The organism is Pseudomonas sp. dw_612, assembly GCF_018449725.1.
Lineage (GTDB): Bacteria > Pseudomonadota > Gammaproteobacteria > Pseudomonadales > Pseudomonadaceae > Aquipseudomonas.
Window position 1 is genome coordinate 16,082 of record NZ_JAAVVC010000024.1, and the last position, 20,616, is coordinate 36,697.

Consider the following 20,616-nt stretch of genomic DNA (forward strand, 5'->3'; position numbering starts at 1 on the left):
AAGATCCTCTTTAGACTCTTGTACCCCTAAATTTGGCGGGAATTCGTTCCTGCCATTTTGCTTTTCTTGCAAGACAATAGCGTCGCAAGACAACAGTGGAGCTAGTAGATGGCAACTATCAACCAGCTGGTACGTCAGCCGCGTAAGCGTATCGTCGAGAAATCCGACGTGCCTGCGCTGCAGAACTGCCCGCAACGTCGTGGCGTATGCACCCGTGTGTATACCACCACGCCGAAAAAACCTAACTCGGCACTGCGTAAAGTATGCCGTGTGCGTCTGACCAACGGTTTCGAGGTTTCCTCGTACATCGGCGGTGAAGGCCACAACCTGCAAGAACACAGCGTGGTACTGATCCGCGGCGGTCGTGTAAAAGACTTGCCAGGTGTTCGTTACCACACCGTACGCGGTTCTTTGGATACTTCCGGCGTTAAAGGTCGTAACCAGGGTCGTTCGAAGTACGGTACCAAGAAGCCTAAGTAGTAGCGGCTTTTTGTAAAAACTGATTTTCTATTTTTCTGAGTCGATAAGAGTAAGGTCGGAGGCGTCCCGAAAGGGCACTGATTCCGAGCGAACCTGAAGACCGTTTGAGGGCTTATCCATGCCAAGAAGACGCGTAGCAGCCAAGCGCGAAGTGCTTGACGATCCAAAATACGGCAGCCAAATCCTGGCCAAGTTCATGAACCACGTTATGGAAAGCGGCAAGAAAGCCGTTGCCGAACGTATCGTTTATGGCGCGCTGGAAAAGGTTAAAGAACGCAAGAACAGCGACCCCCTGGAAATCTTCGAGAAAGCTCTCGACGCCATCGCTCCGCTGGTCGAAGTGAAGTCGCGCCGTGTAGGCGGTGCTACTTACCAGGTTCCGGTCGAAGTTCGCCCGTCCCGTCGTAACGCCCTGGCAATGCGCTGGTTGGTAGACTTCGCCCGCAAGCGCGGCGAGAAGTCTATGGCTCTGCGTTTGGCTGGCGAACTGTTGGACGCCGCTGAAGGTAAAGGTGCTGCAGTTAAGAAGCGTGAAGACGTGCACCGTATGGCTGAAGCCAACAAGGCTTTCTCGCACTACCGCTTCTAATTTTAGCGTCACTAATTTTGCGAGGGCTTTATGGCTCGTACAACACCGATTAACCGCTACCGTAACATCGGTATCGTTGCTCACGTGGATGCTGGTAAAACCACCACCACCGAGCGCGTCCTTTTTTACACTGGCAAAAGTCACAAAATGGGCGAGGTGCATGACGGCGCCGCGACCACAGACTGGATGGTGCAGGAGCAGGAGCGTGGTATTACCATTACTTCTGCTGCTATTACCGCCTTCTGGCAGGGTTCCGAGAAGCAGCACAAAGACCAATACCGTTTCAACGTCATCGACACCCCGGGCCACGTAGACTTCACTATTGAAGTTGAGCGTTCCCTGCGTGTTCTCGACGGCGCGGTCGTTGTGTTCTGTGGTACCTCGGGCGTTGAGCCTCAGTCGGAAACCGTATGGCGTCAAGCCAACAAGTACGGCGTTCCACGTCTTGTTTACGTAAACAAGATGGACCGTGCTGGTGCGAACTTCCTGCGCGTGATCGGTCAGATCAAGCAGCGTCTGGGTCACACCCCGGTGCCAATCCAGTTGGCAATCGGTTCCGAAGACAACTTCCAGGGTCAGATCGATCTGTTGGCCATGGAAGCTGTTTACTGGAACGATGCTGACAAAGGCATGGTTCCAGTTCGTAAGCCTATCCCTGCTGAATTGCAGGAACTGGCTGACGAGTGGCGCGGCAACATGGTTGAGGCTGCGGCCGAAGCCAGCGAAGAGCTGATGAACAAGTACCTCGAAGGTGAAGAACTCACCAACGCGGAAATCAAGGCTGCTCTGCGTCAGCGTACTATCGCTGGTGAGATCGTCCTGGCTGTTTGCGGTTCTTCCTTCAAGAACAAGGGCGTTCCCCTGGTTCTCGACGCCGTGATCGACTACCTGCCTGCTCCTACCGACATTCCTGCCATCAAGGGTACTGACCCGGATGACGAGACCAAGGAAATGGAGCGTCACGCAGACGACAGCGAGCCGTTCTCGGCTCTGGCGTTCAAGATCGCTACCGACCCATTCGTGGGTACCTTGACCTTCGTTCGAGTTTACTCGGGCGTGTTGGCCTCCGGCGACGGCGTGATCAACTCGGTTAAAGGCAAGAAAGAGCGCGTGGGCCGTATGGTGCAAATGCACGCAAACGCCCGTGAAGAAATCAAGGAAGTACGCGCTGGCGACATCGCGGCCTTGATCGGCATGAAGGACGTCACCACTGGTGAAACTTTGTGCAACGCTGATAAGCCAATCATCCTGGTTCGCATGGACTTCCCGGAGCCGGTTATTTCGGTTGCCGTAGAGCCTAAGACCAAGGATGACCAGGAAAAAATGGGTATCGCTCTGGGCAAGCTCGCTCAGGAAGATCCATCTTTCCGTGTCAAGACTGATGAAGAGACTGGTCAAACGATCATCTCTGGCATGGGCGAGTTGCACCTGGACATCCTGGTTGACCGGATGCGCCGTGAGTTCAACGTTGAAGCCAACATCGGTAAGCCTCAGGTTTCCTATCGTGAGCGCATCACGAAGAACTGTGAAATCGAAGGTAAGTTCGTTCGCCAGTCCGGCGGTCGTGGCCAGTTCGGTCACTGCTGGATTCGTTTTGCTCCTGCTGACGAAGGTCAGGAAGGTCTGCAATTCGTGAACGAAGTAGTAGGTGGTGTGGTTCCTAAGGAATACATCCCGGCTATCCAGAAGGGTATCGAAGAGCAGATGAAGAACGGCGTAGTTGCCGGCTATCCGCTGATCGGCCTGAAGGCTACCGTGTTTGATGGTTCCTACCACGACGTCGACTCCAACGAGATGGCGTTTAAGGTGGCTGCTTCCATGGCGACCAAGCAACTGGCCCAGAAGGGCGGTGGTGAGTTGCTCGAGCCGATCATGGCGGTAGAGGTTGTTACGCCTGAAGACTATATGGGTGACGTGATGGGCGACCTTAACCGTCGTCGCGGCATGATCCTGGGTATGGAAGACACGGTTTCCGGCAAAGTGATTCGCGCCGAGGTTCCGTTGGGTGAGATGTTCGGTTATGCGACCGACGTCCGTTCCATGTCCCAAGGTCGCGCAAGCTACTCTATGGAATTCAAAAAATACAATACGGCTCCGTCGCACATCGTCGAAACCGTTACCAAAAAACAAGGCTGATTCAGCCCCTTTAGGCTAGGAGTTAATTGTCGTGGCTAAAGAAAAATTTGACCGTACCCTCCCGCACGTCAACGTTGGCACCATCGGTCACGTCGACCACGGTAAAACCACGCTGACCGCTGCTCTGACTCGCGTCTGCTCCGAAGTTTTCGGTTCGGCTGTTGTTGCTTTCGATAAAATCGACAGCGCTCCAGAAGAAAAGGCTCGTGGTATCACCATCAACACTGCACACGTTGAATACAACTCGCTGATCCGTCACTACGCTCACGTTGACTGCCCAGGTCACGCTGACTATGTGAAGAACATGATCACCGGTGCTGCTCAAATGGACGGCGCTATCCTGGTTTGCTCGGCCGCTGATGGTCCGATGCCACAAACCCGTGAGCACATCCTGCTGTCCCGTCAGGTTGGCGTTCCGTACATCGTTGTCTTCCTGAACAAGGCTGACATGGTTGACGACGCTGAGCTGCTGGAACTGGTTGAGATGGAAGTGCGCGATCTGCTGAGCACTTACGACTTCCCAGGTGACGACACTCCGATCATCATCGGTTCGGCTCTGATGGCTCTGAACGGCCAAGACGACAACGAAATGGGCACCACTGCCGTTCGTAAACTGGTTGAGACTCTGGACAGCTACATCCCAGATCCAGTCCGTGTTATCGACAAGCCGTTCCTGATGCCAATCGAAGACGTATTCTCGATCTCCGGTCGCGGTACTGTTGTAACTGGTCGTATCGAGCGCGGTATCGTCAAGGTTCAGGATCCACTGGAAATCGTTGGTCTGCGTGACACTACCGTCACCACCTGCACCGGTGTTGAAATGTTCCGTAAGCTGCTCGACGAAGGTCGTGCTGGCGAGAACTGCGGCGTGCTGCTGCGTGGCACCAAGCGTGACGACGTTGAGCGTGGCCAGGTTCTGGTCAAGCCAGGTTCGGTTAAGCCGCACACTACCTTCGAAGCTGAAGTGTACGTGTTGAGCAAAGAAGAAGGCGGTCGCCACACTCCGTTCTTCAAAGGCTACCGTCCACAGTTCTACTTCCGGACCACTGACGTGACCGGTAACTGCGAGCTGCCGGAAGGCGTTGAAATGGTAATGCCGGGCGACAACATCAAAATGGTTGTCACCCTGATCAAAACCATCGCAATGGAAGATGGTCTGCGTTTCGCTATTCGTGAAGGCGGTCGTACCGTCGGCGCTGGCGTCGTAGCCAAAATCATCGCTTAATAAGTGATGACTTGAAAAAGCCCCCGCCTAGCGGGGGCTTTTTTATTGGGTTGACACTGTAGTAGCCCGTCTATAGAATTGCGCCTCCTTTTAACGGGCGTATTGCGCTCGCTGGGAATAGCAGCCGGAGTCTGAAATCCAATGCAAAATCAGCAAATCCGTATCAGGTTGAAGGCTTTTGACCATCGCCTGATCGACCAATCCACCCAGGAAATCGTGGAAACCGCGAAACGTACTGGTGCTCAAGTGCGTGGTCCAATTCCACTGCCTACCCGTAAAGAGCGGTTCACCGTTCTGGTATCCCCGCACGTCAACAAAGACGCGCGTGACCAGTACGAGATCCGCACTCATAAGCGCGTTCTGGACATCGTCCAGCCAACGGATAAAACCGTTGATGCTCTTATGAAGCTTGATCTTGCGGCCGGTGTGGAAGTGCAGATCAGCCTCGGCTAAGACTCGGTCTTAGTCGTGTAACGCTCTGAAATGGGCGGCCATAGCGGGTGAAAGCCCCGTACACTCATGAGGTTTACAACATGACTATTGGTGTAGTCGGTCGTAAATGCGGTATGACCCGTATTTTCACCGAAGAAGGTGTCTCCATTCCGGTCACGGTCATTGAGATCGAACCGAATCGCGTCACCCAGTTCAAAACTGAAGAGACCGATGGCTATCGTGCAGTGCAAGTCACTGTAGGCGAGCGTCGTGCTTCGCGTGTTACAGCTGCTCAAGCTGGCCACTTCGCTAAAGCGAACGTTGCCGCTGGTCGTACCGTAATGGAATTCCGCCTTGAAGAAGGCGAGTACCAGGCCGGCGATCTGATCAACGCTGAAATCTTCGCCGCTGGTCAACTGGTTGATGTAACCGGTCAGTCCAAGGGTAAAGGCTTCCAGGGTACGATCAAGCGTTGGAATTTCCGCGGGCAAGATAATACCCACGGTAACTCCGTGTCCCACCGCGTTCCAGGCTCTATCGGCCAGTGCCAGACTCCTGGTCGTGTATTCAAGGGCAAAAAAATGTCCGGTCATATGGGCGCTGAGCGCGTGACCGTGCAGTCCCTGGAAGTAGTGCGCGTGGACGCTGAACGCAATCTGTTGTTGGTCAAGGGTGCTGTTCCTGGCGCTACTGGCGGCAACTTGGTTGTACGTCCAGCAGCCAAGGCTCGCGGTTAAGGGGAAGCTGACATGCAATTAAATGTAAATGACGCTCAAGCGATCGAAGTTTCCGAACTGACATTTGGCGGCGAATTCAACGAGACGCTGGTTCACCAAGCAGTCGTGGCCTACATGGCCGGCGGCCGTCAAGGTAGCAAGCAGCAAAAGACCCGTTCCGACGTTCGTGGTGGCGGTAAGCGCCCTTGGCGTCAGAAAGGTACTGGCCGTGCTCGTGCCGGTACTATCCGTAGCCCAATCTGGCGTGGCGGCGGTACCACTTTCGCAGCTCGTCCTCAGGATCACACCCAGAAGCTGAACAAGAAGATGTATCGCGCAGCAATGCGTTCCATCCTTGCTGAGCTGGTGCGTACTGATCGTCTGGTTGTGGTTCAGGACTTCGCTGTTGATGCACCGAAGACCAAAGATCTGCTGAACAAACTGACCGGCATGGGCCTGACTGACGTCTTGATCGTGTCTGAAGTAGTTGATCAGAACCTGTACCTGGCTGCTCGTAACCTGCCACACGTTGATGTACGTGACGTTCAAGGTTCCGATCCAGTTAGTCTGATCGCATACGACAAGGTGTTGATCACCGTGTCGGCCGTGAAGAAATTCGAGGAGCTGCTGGGATGAACCAGGAACGCGTATTTAAAGTTCTGCTTGGCCCGCACGTTTCCGAAAAGGCTACGGTTCTGGCTGACAAGAAAGGCCAGTTCGTTTTCAAGGTTGCAACTGACGCAACCAAGCTGGAAATCAAGAAGGCCGTCGAAAGCCTGTTCAGCGTGAAAGTAGAGCGTGTTACTACCCTGAATGTTCTGGGTAAGAGCAAGCGCACTGCTCGCGGTCTGGGCAAGCGTAATGACTGGAAGAAGGCAGTTATCTCCCTTCAGCCAGGCCAAGATCTCGATTTCAGCAGCAGTGCTGAGTAAGGAAGGGGTGCATCATGGCAATCGTTAAATGCAAACCGACTTCCCCTGGCCGCCGTTTTGTGGTCAAGGTGGTCAACCAGGAGCTGCATAAAGGCGCTCCTCACGCACCGCTGCTCGAGAAAAAATCGAAGACTGGTGGTCGTAACAACAATGGTCGCATTACCACTCGTCACATCGGTGGTGGCCATAAGCAGCATTATCGTCTGGTCGATTTCCGTCGCAACGACAAAGATGGCATCTCTGCCACTGTCGAGCGCATTGAATACGATCCAAACCGTACTGCTCACATCGCTCTGCTGCTGTACGCAGATGGCGAGCGTCGCTACATCATCGCCCCTAAAGGCGTGAGTGCTGGTGACCAGCTGATCGCAGGTGCTTTGGCGCCGATCAAGCCGGGCAACGCTCTGCAACTGCGTAACATTCCAGTTGGTAGCACCGTACACGGCATCGAATTGAAGCCAGGTAAAGGCGCGCAAATCGCTCGTTCCGCTGGTGCTTCGGCTCAGCTGATCGCTCGTGAAGGTGTCTACGTGACCCTGCGTCTGCGTTCTGGTGAGATGCGTAAAGTGCTGGCTGAATGCCGCGCGACCCTGGGTGAAGTCTCGAACTCCGAGCACAGCCTGCGTTCGCTGGGTAAAGCTGGTGCCAAACGCTGGCGTGGCGTTCGCCCAACCGTTCGTGGTGTTGCCATGAACCCGGTTGACCACCCACATGGTGGTGGTGAAGGTCGTACCTCTGGTGGTCGTCATCCGGTATCGCCATGGGGCTTCCCGACTAAGGGCGCGAAGACTCGTGGTAATAAGCGTACCGACAAAATGATCGTCCGTCGTCGCAAGTAAATAGAGGGATACGACAGTGCCACGTTCTCTGAAAAAAGGTCCTTTTATTGATCTTCACCTACTGAAGAAGATCGAAGTGGCGGCGGAAAAGAACGATCGCAAACCAGTTAAGACCTGGTCGCGTCGTTCGATGATCCTGCCACAAATGGTCGGTTTGACCATTGCAGTGCATAACGGTCGTCAACATGTTCCAGTTCTCGTGAACGAAGACATGGTCGGCCACAAACTGGGCGAGTTTGCCGGTACCCGCACATATCGTGGGCACGTGGCAGACAAGAAAGCCAAGCGTTAAGGGGTAAGGAACGATGGAAGTAGCCGCTAAGTTGTCGGGCGCTCGAATCTCCGCCCAGAAAGCCCGCTTGGTCGCCGACCAGATCCGCGGGAAGAAGGTGGGCGAAGCGCTCAACCTGTTGGCTTTCAGCAGTAAGAAAGCCGCCGAGATCATGAAGAAAGTGCTGGAGTCGGCCGTAGCCAACGCCGAGCATAACGAAGGCGCAGACGTTGATGACCTTAAAGTCAGCACCGTTTTCGTCAACGAAGGGCGTTCGCTGAAGCGAATCATGCCACGTGCCAAAGGCCGTGCTGATCGCATCGTCAAGCGGTCTTGCCATATCACTGTCAAGGTTGCTGACAAGTAACGGAGTCGAAGAGATGGGTCAGAAAGTACATCCCATTGGCATTCGCCTGGGAATCGTCAAGGAGCACACCTCCGTCTGGTACGCAGACGGTCGGACTTATGCGGACTATTTGTTCGCTGATCTGAAGGTGCGCGAGTATCTCCAAGACAAACTAAAAAGCGCGTCCGTAAGCCGTATCGATATCCATCGTCCGGCCCAAACTGCACGTATCACCATCCACACTGCTCGTCCAGGTATCGTTATCGGGAAGAAAGGTGAAGATGTTGAGAAACTGCGTCAGGACCTGACCAAACAAATGGGTGTGCCTGTGCACATCAATATCGAAGAAATCCGCAAGCCGGAACTCGACGGTATGTTGGTTGCGCAGAGCGTAGCTCAGCAGCTGGAGCGTCGCGTAATGTTCCGTCGCGCTATGAAGCGCGCTGTACAGAACGCCATGCGCATTGGTGCCAAAGGCATCAAAATCCAAGTGAGCGGTCGTCTCGGCGGTGCTGAAATCGCACGTACTGAATGGTATCGCGAAGGTCGTGTGCCACTGCACACCCTGCGTGCCGACATCGACTATGCCAACTACGAAGCTCACACCACTTACGGTGTGATCGGTGTAAAGGTTTGGATCTTCAAAGGCGAAGTAATTGGTGGTCGCCAAGAAGAACTGAAACCACAAGCACCAGCGCCTCGTAAAAAAGCTGCTAAGTAAGGGGTACGCCAAATGTTGCAACCAAAGCGTACGAAGTTCCGCAAGCAGATGACAGGCCACAACCGTGGTCTGGCTCAGCGCGGTAGCAAAGTCAGCTTCGGCGAGTTCGCGCTGAAGTCTGTAGCTCGTGGTCGTCTCACCGCTCGTCAGATCGAGTCAGCACGTCGTGCTCTGACCCGTCACGTTAAGCGTGGCGGCAAGATCTGGATCCGTGTATTCCCGGACAAGCCTATCTCCAAAAAGCCACTCGAAGTTCGGATGGGTAAAGGTAAGGGTAGTGTGGAGTACTGGGTTGCCCAGATTCAGCCAGGCAAAGTCCTGTATGAAATCGAGGGCGTTACTGAAGAGCTGGCGCGTGAGGCTTTTGCCCTGGCTGCTGCAAAGCTGCCGCTCGCCACCGCTTTTGTTAAACGGACGGTGATGTGATGAAAGCGAATGAACTTCGTGAAAAAGACGCGCCGCAGCTTAACGAGCAACTGCTCGGCCTGCTGCGCGACCAGTTCAATCTGCGCATGCAGAAAGCAACTGGCCAGTTGGGGCAGTCTCACCTGCTCCGGCAAGTTAAGCGTGACATCGCTCGCGTGAAGACTGTGCTCAAACAGCAGGCAGGTAAGTAATCATGGCTGAAGCCGAAAAAACCGTCCGTACGCTGACTGGCCGTGTTGTCAGCGACAAAATGGACAAGACCATCACCGTTCTGATCGAGCGTCGCGTAAAGCACCCGATCTACGGTAAATACGTTAAGCGTTCGACTAAGCTGCACGCGCACGACGAAACCAATCAGTGCCACATCGGCGACAAAGTCACTATTCGTGAAACTCGTCCTTTGGCCAAGACTAAGTCTTGGGCGCTGGTTGATGTTCTCGAACGCGCTGTGGAAGTCTAAGGACTAGGGGTCGGAGAAATTATATGATTCAGACTCAATCCATGCTCGATGTGGCCGATAACAGCGGCGCACGCCGCGTTATGTGCATCAAGGTGCTGGGTGGCTCCCATCGTCGTTACGCTGGTATCGGTGACATCATCAAAGTTACCGTGAAGGAAGCAATTCCTCGCGGTAAAGTGAAAAAAGGCCAAGTGATGACTGCTGTTGTAGTCCGCACTCGTCACGGCGTACGTCGTGCTGATGGCTCCATTATCCGCTTTGATGGCAACGCTGCTGTTCTTCTGAACAACAAGCAAGAGCCGATCGGCACCCGTATCTTTGGGCCAGTGACCCGTGAACTTCGTACTGAGAAGTTCATGAAGATCGTCTCGCTCGCCCCAGAAGTGCTGTAAGGAGATCCGACATGCAAAAGATTCGTCGTGACGACGAGATCATCGTGATCGCCGGCAAAGACAAAGGTAAGCGCGGTAAGGTGCTTAAGGTTCTCGCTAATAACCGTCTGGTTATTGGTGGTCTGAACCTGGTTAAGCGTCATACCAAGCCTAACCCGATGTCGGGCGTACAAGGCGGTATCGTCGAAAAAGAAGCTCCACTGGACGCTTCTAACGTCGCCATTTTCAACGGCGAAACCAACAAGGCTGACCGCGTTGGTTTCAAAGTAGAAGACGGCAAGAAAATTCGTGTCTTCAAGTCGACCCAAAAAGCGGTTGATGCTTGAACACTGCTAGGTAGAAGACCATGGCACGACTAAAAGAGATTTACTGGAAGGAAATCGCACCGAAGCTTAAGGAAGAACTTAAGCTTTCGAACGTGATGGAAGTTCCACGCGTTACAAAGATCACCCTGAACATGGGTCTGGGCGAAGCGGTCGGTGACAAAAAAGTCATCGAGCACGCTGTTGCCGACCTGGAAAAGATCACCGGTCAGAAAGTCGTTGTGACTTACGCTCGGAAATCCATCGCTGGCTTTAAAGTCCGTGAAGGTTGGCCGATCGGCGTCAAAGTGACTCTGCGTCGTGAGCGTATGTACGAATTCCTGGATCGTCTGCTGTCGATCTCCCTGCCTCGGGTCCGCGACTTCCGCGGCCTGAATGCCAAGTCCTTCGATGGTCGTGGTAACTACAGCATGGGCGTTAAAGAGCAGATCATCTTCCCGGAAATCGATTACGACAAGATCGATGCTCTCCGCGGTCTGGACATTACCCTGACCACCACTGCCAAGAACGATGATGAAGGTCGCGCGTTGCTGCGTGCTTTCAAATTCCCGTTCCGCAACTGATTGGAGTAGGAAAATGGCCAAGATGAGCATGAAAAACCGCGAGCTGAAGCGTCAGCTCACGGTTGCCAAGTACGCCAAGAAGCGTGCAGCACTGAAAGCAATCATCGTTGATCTGAACGCAAGTCCAGAAGCACGTTGGGAAGCAACAGTAGCTCTGCAGAAGCAGCCACGTGACGCAAGCGCTTCGCGCATGCGTAACCGCTGCCGCCTGACCGGTCGTCCACACGGCGTTTACCGCAAGTTCGGCCTCGGCCGTAACAAACTGCGTGAAGCTGCAATGCGTGGTGACGTACCTGGTCTGGTTAAAGCCAGCTGGTAAGCACTATCGAAGTCTCGGTGCTCGGGATCGCAAGATCCTGACCGCCGGTGACCTTGAACTTGAATCAAGCCCCTATTGGGGCTTGATTCATTTGTGGGGTGTGTCTAGAATACCCGGCTCGCCTGAGCCCGTGCTTTTTCCGCATGGATGAGCTCGGCGACAAGTAGTAGCCGCAAGGCTAATTTTTTTGTATTAGGAGCGTCTAGCCCATGAGTATGCAGGACCCGTTAGCGGACATGCTAACTCGAATCCGTAATGCCCAGATGGCTGAAAAGTCCGTCGTAAGCATGCCATCTTCTACTTTGAAGGTAGCTGTTGCCAAAGTCCTGAAGGACGAAGGTTACATTGCGGGTTATCAGATCAGCAGCGAAATCAAGCCACTGCTGTCCATCGAGCTGAAGTACTTCGAAGGCCGTCCGGTCATCGAGGAAGTGAAGCGCGTTAGCCGTCCAGGCCTGCGTCAGTACAAGTCCGTCGATGATCTGCCAAAAGTTCGTGGCGGTCTCGGTGTGTCTATCGTCTCCACCAACAAAGGTGTGATGACGGATCGTGCTGCGCGCGCTGCCGGTGTCGGCGGCGAAGTTCTTTGCACTGTGTTCTAAGGGGGGATAAGCATGTCACGCGTCGCTAAGAACCCCGTTAAGCTGCCAGCCGGTGTCGAAGTAAAATTCGCAGGCCAACAGCTTTCGGTGAAGGGTGCCAAGGGCACTCTCGAACTGAACATCCATTCGTCCGTTGAGATCGTTGAAGAAGCTGGTGAGCTGCGTTTCGCTGCTCGCAATGGCGATCAACAAACTCGCGCAATGGCTGGTACCACTCGTGCGTTGGTAAACAACATGGTCCAAGGCGTAAGCCAAGGCTTCGAGCGCAAGCTCCAGCTGGTCGGTGTTGGTTACAAAGCGCAAGCAAAAGGCACAGTGCTGAACCTGGCTCTTGGCTTCTCGCACCCAGTGGATTATGAACTGCCGGAAGGCATCACCGCTGAGACTCCTAGCCAAACCGATATCCTGATCCGGGGTATCGATAAGCAGCTGGTAGGTCAAGTGGCCGCCGAGATCCGCGACTTCCGTCCACCAGAGCCGTACAAAGGCAAAGGTGTGCGCTACGCGGACGAAGTCGTCCGTCGTAAAGAAGCCAAGAAGAAGTAGGGCATAGCAAATGACCGACAAAAAAGTTACTCGACTGCGTCGCGCTCGCAAAGCACGCCTGAAAATGCACGAACTCGAAGTCGTGCGTCTCTGCGTGTTCCGCTCGTCGCAGCACATCTACGCCCAGGTCATTTCGGCCGACGGCAACAAAGTCCTGGCATCTGCCTCGACTTTGGATAAAGAACTGCGTGATGGCGCCACTGGCAACATCGACGCGGCCACTAAGGTTGGCCAGCTGGTCGCTACGCGTGCTAAAGCCGCTGGCGTCTCGCAGGTGGCTTTCGACCGCTCTGGCTTCAAGTACCACGGCCGCGTCAAGGCGCTGGCTGATGCTGCTCGTGAAGCTGGGCTGGAGTTCTAAGTTATGTCAAATAACGACCAAAAGCGCGACGAAGGCTACATTGAGAAGCTGGTTCAAGTTAACCGCGTAGCCAAAACCGTTAAAGGCGGCCGTATCTTCACTTTCACCGCGTTGACCGTGGTTGGTGATGGTAAAGGGCGTGTTGGCTTCGGCCGTGGCAAGTCACGTGAAGTGCCTGCTGCGATCCAGAAGGCAATGGAAGCTGCTCGTCGCAACATGATCCAAGTTGATCTGAACGGCACCACTCTGCAGTACGCAATGAAGTCCGGTCACGGCGCTTCGAAGGTGTACATGCAGCCTGCTTCTGAAGGTACCGGTATCATCGCTGGCGGCGCTATGCGTGCTGTCCTCGAAGTTGCTGGCGTTCAGAACGTTCTGGCCAAGTGCTACGGCTCGACTAACCCGGTAAACGTGGTTCACGCCACTTTCAAAGGTTTGAAAGCTATGCAATCTCCTGAATCTATTGCCGCCAAGCGTGGCAAAAGCGTCAAGGAGATCTTCTGATCATGGCTACCGTTAAAGTTACGCTGATCAAAAGCATGACCGGCCGCATCCCTAACCACAAACTGTGCGTTAAGGGTCTGGGTCTGCGTCGCATCGGTCACACTGTAGAAGTACTTGATACTCCCGAGAATCGCGGGATGATCAACAAGGCTTACTACATGCTGCGTGTCGAGGGTTAATCGATGAAACTCAATGATCTGAGTCCAGCGCCGGGTTCCCGTCGCGAAAAGCATCGTCCGGGCCGTGGTATCGGTAGTGGTTTGGGCAAGACTGGTGGCCGTGGCCACAAAGGTCAGTCCTCCCGCTCCGGTGGCACCATTGCTCCAGGCTTTGAAGGCGGTCAACAGCCGCTGCATCGTCGCCTGCCGAAATTCGGTTTCGTTTCCCTGAAAGCCATGGACCGTGCAGAAGTGCGTCTGTCCGAGCTGGCCAAAGTGGAAGGCGACATCGTCACCGTGCAGTCCCTGAAAGATGCCAACGTGATTAACGTCAACGTACAGCGTGTGAAAATCATGCTGTCCGGCGAAGTTACTCGCGCTGTCACCATCGGAAAGGGAATCGGCGCCACCAAAGGTGCGCGTGCGGCTATCGAAGCAGCTGGCGGCAAGTTCGAGGAATAAATGGCTAAGCAAGGTGCTCTCTCTGCGCTCGGCAAAGGCGGTATGTCTGAACTCTGGGCTCGTCTGCGTTTTCTGTTCCTGGCGATTATCGTCTACCGAATAGGCGCACACATCCCGGTTCCAGGTATCAACCCGGACCGACTCGCGGACCTGTTTCGACAGAATGAGGGGACCATTCTTAGCTTGTTCAACATGTTTTCCGGCGGCGCGCTGGAACGGATGAGCATCTTTGCACTGGGGATCATGCCGTACATTTCGGCATCGATCATCATGCAACTGATGACCGCCGTTAGCCCGCAGCTGGAACAGTTGAAGAAGGAAGGTGAAGCTGGCCGTCGCAAGATCAGCCAGTACACCCGCTACGGCACTGTCGTCCTCGCTCTCGTCCAGGCTATTGGCATGTCCATTGGTCTGGCAGGGCAGGGCGTTGCGTTCACTGGTGACTTTGGCTTCCATTTCGTCGCGGTATCCACTTTTGTGGCTGGTGCGATGTTCATGATGTGGCTGGGTGAGCAGATTACTGAGCGTGGTGTTGGCAACGGTATCTCGATGTTGATTTTTTCGGGTATCGTCGCCGGTCTTCCGAGAGCGATCGGGCAGTCTTTCGAGTCTGCACGTCAGGGTGATATCAATATTTTCGCCTTGGTTGCCATCGGTTTGCTGGCAGTAGCGATTATCGGTTTCGTGGTGTTCATTGAGCGTGGTCAGCGTCGTATTGCTGTTCACTACGCCAAGCGTCAGCAGGGCCGCAAGGTCTTCGCTGCGCAGACTAGCCACTTGCCGCTGAAGGTGAACATGGCCGGCGTTATTCCGGCCATTTTCGCGAGCAGCATTTTGCTGTTCCCGGCTTCGTTGGGTGCCTGGTTTGGTCAGTCTGAAGGTATGGGCTGGTTGCAGGACATCTCGCAGTCGATCGCTCCTGGTCAGCCGTTGAATATTCTGCTGTTTAGTGCAGGGATTATTTTCTTCTGCTTCTTCTATACGGCGTTGATGTTCAATCCGAAAGACGTAGCGGAAAACCTGAAGAAGTCCGGTGCCTTTATTCCGGGCATCCGTCCAGGCGAGCAGTCTGCGCGCTACATTGATGGCGTTCTGACTCGTTTGACCATGTTCGGTGCTCTTTACATGACGGCCGTGTGCCTGCTGCCCCAGTTCCTGGTGGTTGCGGCAAACGTACCGTTCTACCTTGGCGGGACCTCGTTGCTGATCGTCGTCGTGGTTGTGATGGACTTCATGTCCCAAGTACAATCGCACCTCGTTTCGCACCAGTACGAATCCCTGATGAAGAAAGCCAACCTGAAGGGTTACGGCAGCGGCATGTTGCGCTGAGTACCCATAAGGTTCGAGGAGTTGGTGATGAAAGTTCGTGCATCGGTGAAAAAGCTGTGCCGTAACTGCAAGATTATTCGCCGCGAAGGTGTTGTTCGAGTAATTTGCAGCGCGGAACCGCGTCACAAACAGCGCCAAGGCTGAGTGTGATTGTGCTTCAAGCCCGGCAGCTAGTGCGCTGCCGGGTTGATTATTTGTTATTACAGCGATATTATCTCGCGCCCTATTTCTTGGCTTCCGGGGCGTAGGTAGCTGTCAATTGGAGTCCCACTGAATGGCCCGTATTGCAGGCGTTAACATTCCAGATAACAAGCATACTGTTATCTCGCTGACCTACATCTATGGTGTTGGTCGCACTACTGCACAGAAGATTTGTGCAGTGACTGGGGTAAACCCAGCCGCAAAGATCAAAGATCTGAGCGACGAGCAGATTGAACAGCTGCGTGGCGAAGTGGCGAAGTTCACCACTGAAGGTGACCTGCGTCGCGAAATCAACATGAAAATCAAGCGTTTGATGGACCTCGGTTGCTATCGCGGTCTGCGTCATCGTCGTGGTCTTCCAGTGCGCGGTCAGCGTACCAAGACTAACGCGCGTACCCGTAAAGGTCCGCGTAAGCCGATCCGCAAGTAATCGCCCCAGCGAATCGACAGGAAATTAATCATGGCTAAACCTGCTGCTCGTCCTCGTAAAAAAGTTAAAAAGACAGTGGTTGATGGCATCGCCCACATCCACGCGTCGTTTAACAACACAATCGTGACCATCACCGACCGTCAAGGCAACGCTCTTTCCTGGGCTACCTCCGGTGGTTCGGGTTTCCGCGGTTCCCGCAAGTCCACGCCGTTTGCTGCTCAAGTAGCTGCTGAACGTGCTGGTCAAGCTGCGCTGGAATACGGTCTGAAAAACCTCGACGTTAACGTCAAAGGTCCAGGCCCAGGTCGTGAATCCGCAGTCCGCGCTTTGAACGGCTGTGGCTACAAGATCGCCAGCATCACCGACGTGACGCCAATCCCGCACAACGGGTGCCGTCCGCCGAAGAAGCGCCGCGTGTAATCCAGGAGATTGTAAAGAATGGCTCGTTACATTGGTCCAAAATGCAAACTCGCTCGTCGTGAAGGCACCGATCTCTTTCTGAAGAGCGGCGTGCGCGCGATCGAATCGAAGTGCAACATCGAAGCAGCACCTGGTATCCACGGCCAACGCCGCGGTCGCCAGTCCGATTACGGCACCCAACTGCGTGAAAAGCAGAAGGTCCGTCGTATCTACGGCGTTCTCGAGCGTCAATTCAGCGGCTACTACAAAGAAGCTGCTGGCAAGAAAGGTGCAACTGGCGAAAACCTGTTGCAACTGCTCGAATGCCGTCTGGACAACGTTGTATACCGTATGGGTTTTGGCTCTACTCGTGCCGAATCCCGTCAGCTGGTATCGCACAAATCCGTCAGCGTTAACGGTCAAACCGTAAACGTACCGTCGTACCAGGTTCGTGCTGGTGACGTGGTCGCGATTCGCGAGAAAGCAAAGAACCAACTTCGCATTGTCCAAGCTCTCGATCTGTGTGCCCAACGTGGCCGCGTAGAATGGGTAGAAGTAGACACTGAGAAGAAGTCGGGCGTTTTCAAGAACGTTCCTGCTCGCAGTGATCTGTCCGCCGACATCAACGAAAGCCTGATTGTCGAGCTCTACTCCAAGTAAGGGCTAGAAAATAGGTGCATCCATGCAGATTTCGGTAAATGAGTTCCTGACACCCCGCCATATTGATGTGCAGGTTGTCAGTCCAACCCGCGCCAAGATCACTCTCGAGCCTCTCGAGCGTGGTTTTGGCCACACCCTGGGCAACGCGCTGCGACGCATCCTGTTGTCCTCAATGCCCGGCTGTGCAGTAGTCGAGGCCGAGATTGACGGTGTGCTCCACGAGTACAGCGCCATCGAAGGTGTACAGGAAGACGTAATTGAAATCCTGTTGAACCTTAAAGGTCTGGCTATCAAGCTGCACGGCCGTGACGAAGTTACGCTGACCTTGTCGAAGAAGGGTTCGGGGGTGGTTACCGCTGCCGATATTCAGCTGGATCATGATGTCGAGATCGTTAACCCCGATCACGTAATCGCTAACCTGGCGTCTAACGGCGCCCTGAACATGAAGCTCACCGTAGCTCGTGGTCGTGGTTATGAACCGGCAGACTCGCGTCAGAGCGATGAAGACGAAAGCCGCAGCATTGGTCGCTTGCAGCTTGACTCTTCGTTCAGCCCGGTTCGCCGTATCGCATACGTGGTGGAAAACGCCCGTGTCGAACAGCGTACTAACCTGGACAAGCTGGTTATTGATCTGGAAACCAACGGTACCCTGGATCCTGAAGAGGCTATCCGCCGCGCTGCAACCATTCTGCAACAGCAGTTGGCTGCGTTCGTCGACCTCAAAGGTGACAGTGAGCCAGTGGTTGTTGAGCAGGAAGACGAGATCGATCCGATCCTGCTTCGCCCGGTTGACGATCTGGAACTGACTGTACGTTCGGCTAACTGCCTTAAGGCGGAAAACATCTACTACATCGGTGACCTGATTCAGCGTACCGAAGTAGAGCTGTTGAAGACTCCGAACCTTGGCAAGAAATCCTTGACTGAAATCAAGGACGTTCTGGCCTCCCGCGGTCTGTCCCTCGGCATGCGCCTCGACAACTGGCCGCCTGCAAGTCTTAAGAAGGACGACAAGGCGACTGCCTGATCGTCGTAATCACCGAACGTTGTGTTTGGTAAGGAATGAACCATGCGTCATCGTAAAAGTGGTCGTCACCTGAGCCGCACTAGCTCGCACCGCAAGGCCATGTTTCAAAACATGGCAGTGTCGCTGTTCGAGCACGAGCTGATCAAAACTACACTGCCGAAAGCTAAAGAACTGCGTCGCGTTGCTGAGCCGCTGATCACTTTGGCCAAGACAGACAGCCTGGCTAACCGCCGTCTGGCTTTCGACCGTACTCGTTCGAAAGCTATCGTTGGTAAGCTCTTCAACGACCTGGGCAAGCGTTACGCTACCCGTGAGGGTGGCTACCTGCGCATCCTCAAGTGCGGTTTCCGCACTGGCGACAACGCGCCTATGGCGTACGTCGAGTTGGTTGATCGTCCAGTTGGCGGTGAAGCTGTATCCGCTGAGTAAGACGTCAGTCTGAAACGAAGAACCGGGCCTAGTGCCCGGTTTTTTGTGCCTGTAAGAAACGCGCTGTTTATACAAGCTTCCCTGCGGTTGCTGCCGTCATGATGCGAACGGGATTCGTTGGTAGTATTTTTCTATTGATCTCTACAAATTAATGAATTTGTAGCCTTCCTGATCAATGGTCAATACTCCGTCCCAAGCCGATTAGCCGGCAGTTCCAAAACTGACAGAGGAAGAAGATCGCATGAGCCAAAATAAAACGCTTACGACCGCCAGTGGCGCTCCTGTCGCCGACAACCAGAATTCCCGCTCCGCCGGCCCTCGTGGCCCGCTGCTGCTCGACGATTTTCACTTGATCGAGAAGCTTGCCCACTTCAACCGTGAAAACATCCCTGAGCGCCGCGTACACGCCAAAGGTTCGGGTGCCTACGGTACGTTCACCGTGACGCGTGACATCGCCGAGTACACCAGCGCCAAGCTGTTTGAGTCCGTCGGCAAACAAACCCCAACATTCCTGCGATTCTCCACCGTCGGCGGCGAGCGCGGTTCGGCGGACACCGAGCGCGACCCACGTGGCTTTGCGCTGAAGTTCTATACCGAAGAAGGCAACTGGGACATCGTTGGCAACAACACGCCCGTGTTCTTCATTCGCGACCCATTGAAATTCCCTGACTTTATCCATACTCAAAAACGTCTGCCGCAAAGCAACCTGAAAAGCGCACAGATGATGTGGGACTTCTGGTCGCACTCTCCAGAGGCGCTGCACCAGGTCACTATTCTGTTCTCGGATCGCGGCATTCCTGACGGCTACCGTCACATGCACGGCTTCGGCAGCCACACCTACAGCCTGATCAACGCCACCGGCGAGCGTCACTGGGTGAAATGGCACTACAAGACCAAGCAGGGGATCAAGAACCTGGCTCCGGCAGATGCTGCACGCCTGGCGGGTACCGATCCGGATTACGCTCAGCGCGACTTGTTCGGTGCGATTGAGCGCGGTGACTTCCCGAAATGGCGCGTGTGCATTCAGGTCATGACCGAGGCCCAGGCCGCAGCGCATTACGAGAATCCGTTCGACGTGACCAAGACCTGGTCGCAGAAAGAGTTCCCGCTGATCGAAGTCGGTGAACTGGAACTCAACCGCAATCCACAAAACTACTTCGCTGAAGTGGAGCAAGCGGCATTTGGCCCGAGCAACATGGTCCCGGGTGTTGGCCTGTCGCCGGATCGCATGCTACAAGGCCGTGTGTTCGCTTACGCTGATGCCCACCGCTACCGTATCGGCACCAACCACCAGCAACTGCCAGTGAATGCGCCGCGCAACCCGGTCAATAACTACCAGCGCGACGGTTCCATGGCATTCGGCAGCAATGGTGGCGCGGCGCCGAACTACGAGCCAAACAGCTACGTGGAGTCGCCAAAACAGGCGCCGCGTTACGCCGAGCCTGCATTGGCGCTGAGCGGTGCGGCTGATCGTTACGATCACCGCGAAGATACCGACTACTACAGCCACGCCGGAGCGCTGTTCCGTTTGATGAGTGATGCGCAGAAAACTCTGCTGATCAACAACATTGCCGGCGCGATGGCCGGTGTTTCCGGTGATGTAGTTGATCGTCAGTTGCAGCACTTCTACAAAGCCGACCCGGCGTACGGAGAAGCAATCGCAAAGGCGTTGGGCGTACAGCTTAACTAAGTCTAAACGAGAAGCAGAACCGCCCTCATTTGGGCGGTTTTTGCGTTATTTAAACCACTTTTCTCAGAATATCTTCGCTTTTATCGCGCAATCGGCGTGACCAATCAGTCTCCTTGGTTCAAACTACAGACTTTCAAGCAGGGAGATGTAGGGCGATGCAAGGCCACCCAGACGTAATCGATTACCTCAACACGTTGCTGACCGGCGAACTGGCGGCGCGTGATCAATATTTCATCCATTCGCGGATGTACGAGGACTGGGGTTTCACCGAGCTCTACGAACGTATCAACCACGAAATGGAAGAAGAGGCGCAGCACGCTGACGCCCTGATGCGTCGGATCCTGATGCTCGAAGGCACGCCTCGCATGCGTCCGGACGACTTGGATGTGGGCACCACAGTGCCTGACATGCTCGCTGCCGACCTGCGACTGGAATACAAAGTCCGTGCCGCACTCTGCAAGGGCATTGAGCTCTGTGAGTTGCACAAGGACTACGTCAGCCGCGAGATCCTGCGCATCCAGCTGAACGACACCGAAGAAGATCACACCTACTGGCTGGAGAAGCAGTTGGGTCTGATCAAGTTGATCGGTCTGGAGAATTACCTGCAATCGCAGTTCTGATTCCCGGAAAAACCCCCTGATACAAAAAAGC

General features: G+C 54.5%; 34 protein-coding genes. All 34 read left to right on the forward strand.

Translation table 11 applies throughout. The features are described 5' to 3' along the window. Nucleotides 1-108: 108 nt before the first annotated feature. The 34 genes from rpsL to bfr all read left to right on the forward strand — a co-directional run bounded on the left by rpsL (nt 109) and on the right by bfr (nt 20,585). Complete coding sequence (rpsL, locus tag HB680_RS27550) at nt 109-480, forward strand: 30S ribosomal protein S12 (protein WP_002555494.1); 372 nt, start codon at nt 109-111, stop codon at nt 478-480. 118 nt (nt 481-598) lie between these two features. Then, nucleotides 599-1,069, forward strand: a complete 471-nt coding sequence (gene rpsG / locus HB680_RS27555) for a 30S ribosomal protein S7 (protein WP_002555493.1) — start codon at nt 599-601, stop codon at nt 1,067-1,069. A 30-nt stretch (nt 1,070-1,099) separates the two neighbouring features. After that, on the forward strand, nt 1,100-3,205 hold the full coding sequence (gene fusA / locus HB680_RS27560; RefSeq protein ID WP_064680057.1) for an elongation factor G: 2,106 nt from the start codon (nt 1,100-1,102) through the stop codon (nt 3,203-3,205). 31 nt (nt 3,206-3,236) lie between these two features. Continuing rightward, complete coding sequence (tuf, locus tag HB680_RS27565) at nt 3,237-4,430, forward strand: elongation factor Tu (protein WP_008145495.1); 1,194 nt, start codon at nt 3,237-3,239, stop codon at nt 4,428-4,430. Between the two features lie 141 nt (nt 4,431-4,571). Then, nucleotides 4,572-4,883 (forward strand): 30S ribosomal protein S10, encoded by a 312-nt coding sequence (gene rpsJ, locus HB680_RS27570; protein ID WP_003186070.1) that lies wholly within the window; start codon nt 4,572-4,574, stop codon nt 4,881-4,883. 80 nt (nt 4,884-4,963) lie between these two features. Continuing rightward, a complete protein-coding gene (gene rplC / locus HB680_RS27575; RefSeq protein WP_003186059.1) occupies nt 4,964-5,599 on the forward strand; it encodes a 50S ribosomal protein L3 in 636 nt (211 codons plus the stop codon). A 12-nt stretch (nt 5,600-5,611) separates the two neighbouring features. Beyond that, complete coding sequence (rplD, locus tag HB680_RS27580; protein ID WP_007896707.1) at nt 5,612-6,214, forward strand: 50S ribosomal protein L4; 603 nt, start codon at nt 5,612-5,614, stop codon at nt 6,212-6,214. Then, nucleotides 6,211-6,510: a 50S ribosomal protein L23 gene (gene rplW / locus HB680_RS27585; RefSeq protein WP_002555488.1), complete on the forward strand. Its 300-nt coding sequence runs from the start codon at nt 6,211-6,213 to the stop codon at nt 6,508-6,510. The genes rplD and rplW overlap by 4 nt, the downstream gene beginning before the upstream one ends. Before the next feature lie 14 nt (nt 6,511-6,524). Then, nucleotides 6,525-7,349, forward strand: a complete 825-nt coding sequence (gene rplB / locus HB680_RS27590; protein WP_003176423.1) for a 50S ribosomal protein L2 — start codon at nt 6,525-6,527, stop codon at nt 7,347-7,349. A 16-nt stretch (nt 7,350-7,365) separates the two neighbouring features. After that, nucleotides 7,366-7,641 carry a 30S ribosomal protein S19 gene (rpsS, locus tag HB680_RS27595; protein WP_002555486.1) on the forward strand — a complete coding sequence of 92 codons (276 nt, stop codon included), beginning with the start codon at nt 7,366-7,368 and terminating at the stop codon, nt 7,639-7,641. 13 nt (nt 7,642-7,654) lie between these two features. Continuing rightward, nucleotides 7,655-7,987, forward strand: a complete 333-nt coding sequence (rplV, locus tag HB680_RS27600; RefSeq protein ID WP_003103908.1) for a 50S ribosomal protein L22 — start codon at nt 7,655-7,657, stop codon at nt 7,985-7,987. A gap of 13 nt (nt 7,988-8,000) precedes the next feature. Next, nucleotides 8,001-8,687 (forward strand): 30S ribosomal protein S3, encoded by a 687-nt coding sequence (rpsC, locus tag HB680_RS27605; protein ID WP_003176422.1) that lies wholly within the window; start codon nt 8,001-8,003, stop codon nt 8,685-8,687. 12 nt (nt 8,688-8,699) lie between these two features. Then, a complete protein-coding gene (gene rplP, locus HB680_RS27610) occupies nt 8,700-9,113 on the forward strand; it encodes a 50S ribosomal protein L16 (RefSeq protein WP_008145497.1) in 414 nt (137 codons plus the stop codon). Then, nucleotides 9,113-9,304 (forward strand): 50S ribosomal protein L29, encoded by a 192-nt coding sequence (gene rpmC / locus HB680_RS27615; protein ID WP_008030901.1) that lies wholly within the window; start codon nt 9,113-9,115, stop codon nt 9,302-9,304. Before rplP ends, rpmC begins: the two co-directional genes overlap by 1 nt. Before the next feature lie 2 nt (nt 9,305-9,306). Beyond that, entirely contained in the window at nt 9,307-9,573 is a 267-nt protein-coding gene (gene rpsQ, locus HB680_RS27620) for a 30S ribosomal protein S17 (RefSeq protein ID WP_003176419.1), read from the forward strand. A 23-nt stretch (nt 9,574-9,596) separates the two neighbouring features. Further along, on the forward strand, nt 9,597-9,965 hold the full coding sequence (gene rplN, locus HB680_RS27625) for a 50S ribosomal protein L14 (RefSeq protein WP_002555479.1): 369 nt from the start codon (nt 9,597-9,599) through the stop codon (nt 9,963-9,965). A gap of 11 nt (nt 9,966-9,976) precedes the next feature. Further along, the gene (gene rplX, locus HB680_RS27630) at nt 9,977-10,291 is read left to right on the forward strand and encodes a 50S ribosomal protein L24 (protein WP_003176416.1); all 315 of its coding nucleotides are present in this window, start codon (nt 9,977-9,979) and stop codon (nt 10,289-10,291) included. 20 nt (nt 10,292-10,311) lie between these two features. Then, nucleotides 10,312-10,851, forward strand: a complete 540-nt coding sequence (rplE, locus tag HB680_RS27635; protein ID WP_003176415.1) for a 50S ribosomal protein L5 — start codon at nt 10,312-10,314, stop codon at nt 10,849-10,851. Between the two features lie 13 nt (nt 10,852-10,864). Further along, nucleotides 10,865-11,170, forward strand: a complete 306-nt coding sequence (gene rpsN / locus HB680_RS27640) for a 30S ribosomal protein S14 (protein WP_003176414.1) — start codon at nt 10,865-10,867, stop codon at nt 11,168-11,170. A 209-nt stretch (nt 11,171-11,379) separates the two neighbouring features. After that, on the forward strand, nt 11,380-11,772 hold the full coding sequence (gene rpsH / locus HB680_RS27645) for a 30S ribosomal protein S8 (RefSeq protein WP_003186040.1): 393 nt from the start codon (nt 11,380-11,382) through the stop codon (nt 11,770-11,772). A gap of 12 nt (nt 11,773-11,784) precedes the next feature. Further along, complete coding sequence (rplF, locus tag HB680_RS27650; protein ID WP_007896774.1) at nt 11,785-12,318, forward strand: 50S ribosomal protein L6; 534 nt, start codon at nt 11,785-11,787, stop codon at nt 12,316-12,318. A gap of 10 nt (nt 12,319-12,328) precedes the next feature. Further along, nucleotides 12,329-12,679: a 50S ribosomal protein L18 gene (rplR, locus tag HB680_RS27655; protein WP_003186037.1), complete on the forward strand. Its 351-nt coding sequence runs from the start codon at nt 12,329-12,331 to the stop codon at nt 12,677-12,679. 3 nt (nt 12,680-12,682) lie between these two features. Next, complete coding sequence (gene rpsE / locus HB680_RS27660; protein ID WP_007943782.1) at nt 12,683-13,183, forward strand: 30S ribosomal protein S5; 501 nt, start codon at nt 12,683-12,685, stop codon at nt 13,181-13,183. Nucleotides 13,184-13,185: 2 nt separating this feature from the next. Beyond that, complete coding sequence (rpmD, locus tag HB680_RS27665; RefSeq protein WP_003186033.1) at nt 13,186-13,362, forward strand: 50S ribosomal protein L30; 177 nt, start codon at nt 13,186-13,188, stop codon at nt 13,360-13,362. Nucleotides 13,363-13,365: 3 nt separating this feature from the next. Next, nucleotides 13,366-13,803 (forward strand): 50S ribosomal protein L15, encoded by a 438-nt coding sequence (gene rplO, locus HB680_RS27670; protein ID WP_007896782.1) that lies wholly within the window; start codon nt 13,366-13,368, stop codon nt 13,801-13,803. Continuing rightward, entirely contained in the window at nt 13,804-15,132 is a 1,329-nt protein-coding gene (gene secY / locus HB680_RS27675) for a preprotein translocase subunit SecY (protein ID WP_003228718.1), read from the forward strand. It begins immediately after the preceding gene. Nucleotides 15,133-15,159: 27 nt separating this feature from the next. Further along, nucleotides 15,160-15,276 (forward strand): 50S ribosomal protein L36, encoded by a 117-nt coding sequence (gene rpmJ / locus HB680_RS27680; protein ID WP_002555468.1) that lies wholly within the window; start codon nt 15,160-15,162, stop codon nt 15,274-15,276. Nucleotides 15,277-15,406: 130 nt separating this feature from the next. Continuing rightward, on the forward strand, nt 15,407-15,763 hold the full coding sequence (rpsM, locus tag HB680_RS27685; RefSeq protein ID WP_003186020.1) for a 30S ribosomal protein S13: 357 nt from the start codon (nt 15,407-15,409) through the stop codon (nt 15,761-15,763). Between the two features lie 30 nt (nt 15,764-15,793). Then, the gene (gene rpsK / locus HB680_RS27690; protein ID WP_002555466.1) at nt 15,794-16,183 is read left to right on the forward strand and encodes a 30S ribosomal protein S11; all 390 of its coding nucleotides are present in this window, start codon (nt 15,794-15,796) and stop codon (nt 16,181-16,183) included. An 18-nt stretch (nt 16,184-16,201) separates the two neighbouring features. After that, complete coding sequence (gene rpsD / locus HB680_RS27695; RefSeq protein WP_003210056.1) at nt 16,202-16,822, forward strand: 30S ribosomal protein S4; 621 nt, start codon at nt 16,202-16,204, stop codon at nt 16,820-16,822. Between the two features lie 22 nt (nt 16,823-16,844). Continuing rightward, entirely contained in the window at nt 16,845-17,846 is a 1,002-nt protein-coding gene (gene rpoA, locus HB680_RS27700; protein WP_003186012.1) for a DNA-directed RNA polymerase subunit alpha, read from the forward strand. A 42-nt stretch (nt 17,847-17,888) separates the two neighbouring features. Next, entirely contained in the window at nt 17,889-18,275 is a 387-nt protein-coding gene (gene rplQ, locus HB680_RS27705; RefSeq protein ID WP_007896790.1) for a 50S ribosomal protein L17, read from the forward strand. Between the two features lie 241 nt (nt 18,276-18,516). Further along, on the forward strand, nt 18,517-19,965 hold the full coding sequence (locus HB680_RS27710; RefSeq protein WP_213941523.1) for a catalase: 1,449 nt from the start codon (nt 18,517-18,519) through the stop codon (nt 19,963-19,965). 155 nt (nt 19,966-20,120) lie between these two features. Next, nucleotides 20,121-20,585 carry a bacterioferritin gene (bfr, locus tag HB680_RS27715; protein WP_007933692.1) on the forward strand — a complete coding sequence of 155 codons (465 nt, stop codon included), beginning with the start codon at nt 20,121-20,123 and terminating at the stop codon, nt 20,583-20,585. Nucleotides 20,586-20,616 lie beyond the last annotated feature (31 nt).

Excerpts from the sequence above, each read along its gene's own strand:
- rpsE (WP_007943782.1), top strand. The coding sequence starts at position 12,683 with ATGTCAAATAACGACCAAAAGCGCGACGAAGGCTACATTGAGAAGCTG.
- rpsC (WP_003176422.1), top strand. The coding sequence starts at position 8,001 with ATGGGTCAGAAAGTACATCCCATTGGCATTCGCCTGGGAATCGTCAAG.
- rpmJ (WP_002555468.1), top strand. The coding sequence starts at position 15,160 with ATGAAAGTTCGTGCATCGGTGAAAAAGCTGTGCCGTAACTGCAAGATT.
- HB680_RS27710 (WP_213941523.1), top strand. The coding sequence starts at position 18,517 with ATGAGCCAAAATAAAACGCTTACGACCGCCAGTGGCGCTCCTGTCGCC.
- rplR (WP_003186037.1), top strand. The coding sequence starts at position 12,329 with ATGACCGACAAAAAAGTTACTCGACTGCGTCGCGCTCGCAAAGCACGC.
- rplW (WP_002555488.1), top strand. The coding sequence starts at position 6,211 with ATGAACCAGGAACGCGTATTTAAAGTTCTGCTTGGCCCGCACGTTTCC.
- rpsD (WP_003210056.1), top strand. The coding sequence starts at position 16,202 with ATGGCTCGTTACATTGGTCCAAAATGCAAACTCGCTCGTCGTGAAGGC.
- rplC (WP_003186059.1), top strand. The coding sequence starts at position 4,964 with ATGACTATTGGTGTAGTCGGTCGTAAATGCGGTATGACCCGTATTTTC.
- rpmC (WP_008030901.1), top strand. The coding sequence starts at position 9,113 with ATGAAAGCGAATGAACTTCGTGAAAAAGACGCGCCGCAGCTTAACGAG.
- secY (WP_003228718.1), top strand. The coding sequence starts at position 13,804 with ATGGCTAAGCAAGGTGCTCTCTCTGCGCTCGGCAAAGGCGGTATGTCT.
- rpsK (WP_002555466.1), top strand. The coding sequence starts at position 15,794 with ATGGCTAAACCTGCTGCTCGTCCTCGTAAAAAAGTTAAAAAGACAGTG.
- rpsG (WP_002555493.1), top strand. The coding sequence starts at position 599 with ATGCCAAGAAGACGCGTAGCAGCCAAGCGCGAAGTGCTTGACGATCCA.
- rplV (WP_003103908.1), top strand. The coding sequence starts at position 7,655 with ATGGAAGTAGCCGCTAAGTTGTCGGGCGCTCGAATCTCCGCCCAGAAA.
- rplE (WP_003176415.1), top strand. The coding sequence starts at position 10,312 with ATGGCACGACTAAAAGAGATTTACTGGAAGGAAATCGCACCGAAGCTT.
- rplX (WP_003176416.1), top strand. The coding sequence starts at position 9,977 with ATGCAAAAGATTCGTCGTGACGACGAGATCATCGTGATCGCCGGCAAA.
- rplF (WP_007896774.1), top strand. The coding sequence starts at position 11,785 with ATGTCACGCGTCGCTAAGAACCCCGTTAAGCTGCCAGCCGGTGTCGAA.
- rpsJ (WP_003186070.1), top strand. The coding sequence starts at position 4,572 with ATGCAAAATCAGCAAATCCGTATCAGGTTGAAGGCTTTTGACCATCGC.
- bfr (WP_007933692.1), top strand. The coding sequence starts at position 20,121 with ATGCAAGGCCACCCAGACGTAATCGATTACCTCAACACGTTGCTGACC.
- rpmD (WP_003186033.1), top strand. The coding sequence starts at position 13,186 with ATGGCTACCGTTAAAGTTACGCTGATCAAAAGCATGACCGGCCGCATC.
- rpsH (WP_003186040.1), top strand. The coding sequence starts at position 11,380 with ATGAGTATGCAGGACCCGTTAGCGGACATGCTAACTCGAATCCGTAAT.
- rpsM (WP_003186020.1), top strand. The coding sequence starts at position 15,407 with ATGGCCCGTATTGCAGGCGTTAACATTCCAGATAACAAGCATACTGTT.
- rpoA (WP_003186012.1), top strand. The coding sequence starts at position 16,845 with ATGCAGATTTCGGTAAATGAGTTCCTGACACCCCGCCATATTGATGTG.
- rplD (WP_007896707.1), top strand. The coding sequence starts at position 5,612 with ATGCAATTAAATGTAAATGACGCTCAAGCGATCGAAGTTTCCGAACTG.
- rplN (WP_002555479.1), top strand. The coding sequence starts at position 9,597 with ATGATTCAGACTCAATCCATGCTCGATGTGGCCGATAACAGCGGCGCA.
- rpsQ (WP_003176419.1), top strand. The coding sequence starts at position 9,307 with ATGGCTGAAGCCGAAAAAACCGTCCGTACGCTGACTGGCCGTGTTGTC.
- rplO (WP_007896782.1), top strand. The coding sequence starts at position 13,366 with ATGAAACTCAATGATCTGAGTCCAGCGCCGGGTTCCCGTCGCGAAAAG.
- rplP (WP_008145497.1), top strand. The coding sequence starts at position 8,700 with ATGTTGCAACCAAAGCGTACGAAGTTCCGCAAGCAGATGACAGGCCAC.
- rpsL (WP_002555494.1), top strand. The coding sequence starts at position 109 with ATGGCAACTATCAACCAGCTGGTACGTCAGCCGCGTAAGCGTATCGTC.
- rpsN (WP_003176414.1), top strand. The coding sequence starts at position 10,865 with ATGGCCAAGATGAGCATGAAAAACCGCGAGCTGAAGCGTCAGCTCACG.
- fusA (WP_064680057.1), top strand. The coding sequence starts at position 1,100 with ATGGCTCGTACAACACCGATTAACCGCTACCGTAACATCGGTATCGTT.
- rplB (WP_003176423.1), top strand. The coding sequence starts at position 6,525 with ATGGCAATCGTTAAATGCAAACCGACTTCCCCTGGCCGCCGTTTTGTG.
- rplQ (WP_007896790.1), top strand. The coding sequence starts at position 17,889 with ATGCGTCATCGTAAAAGTGGTCGTCACCTGAGCCGCACTAGCTCGCAC.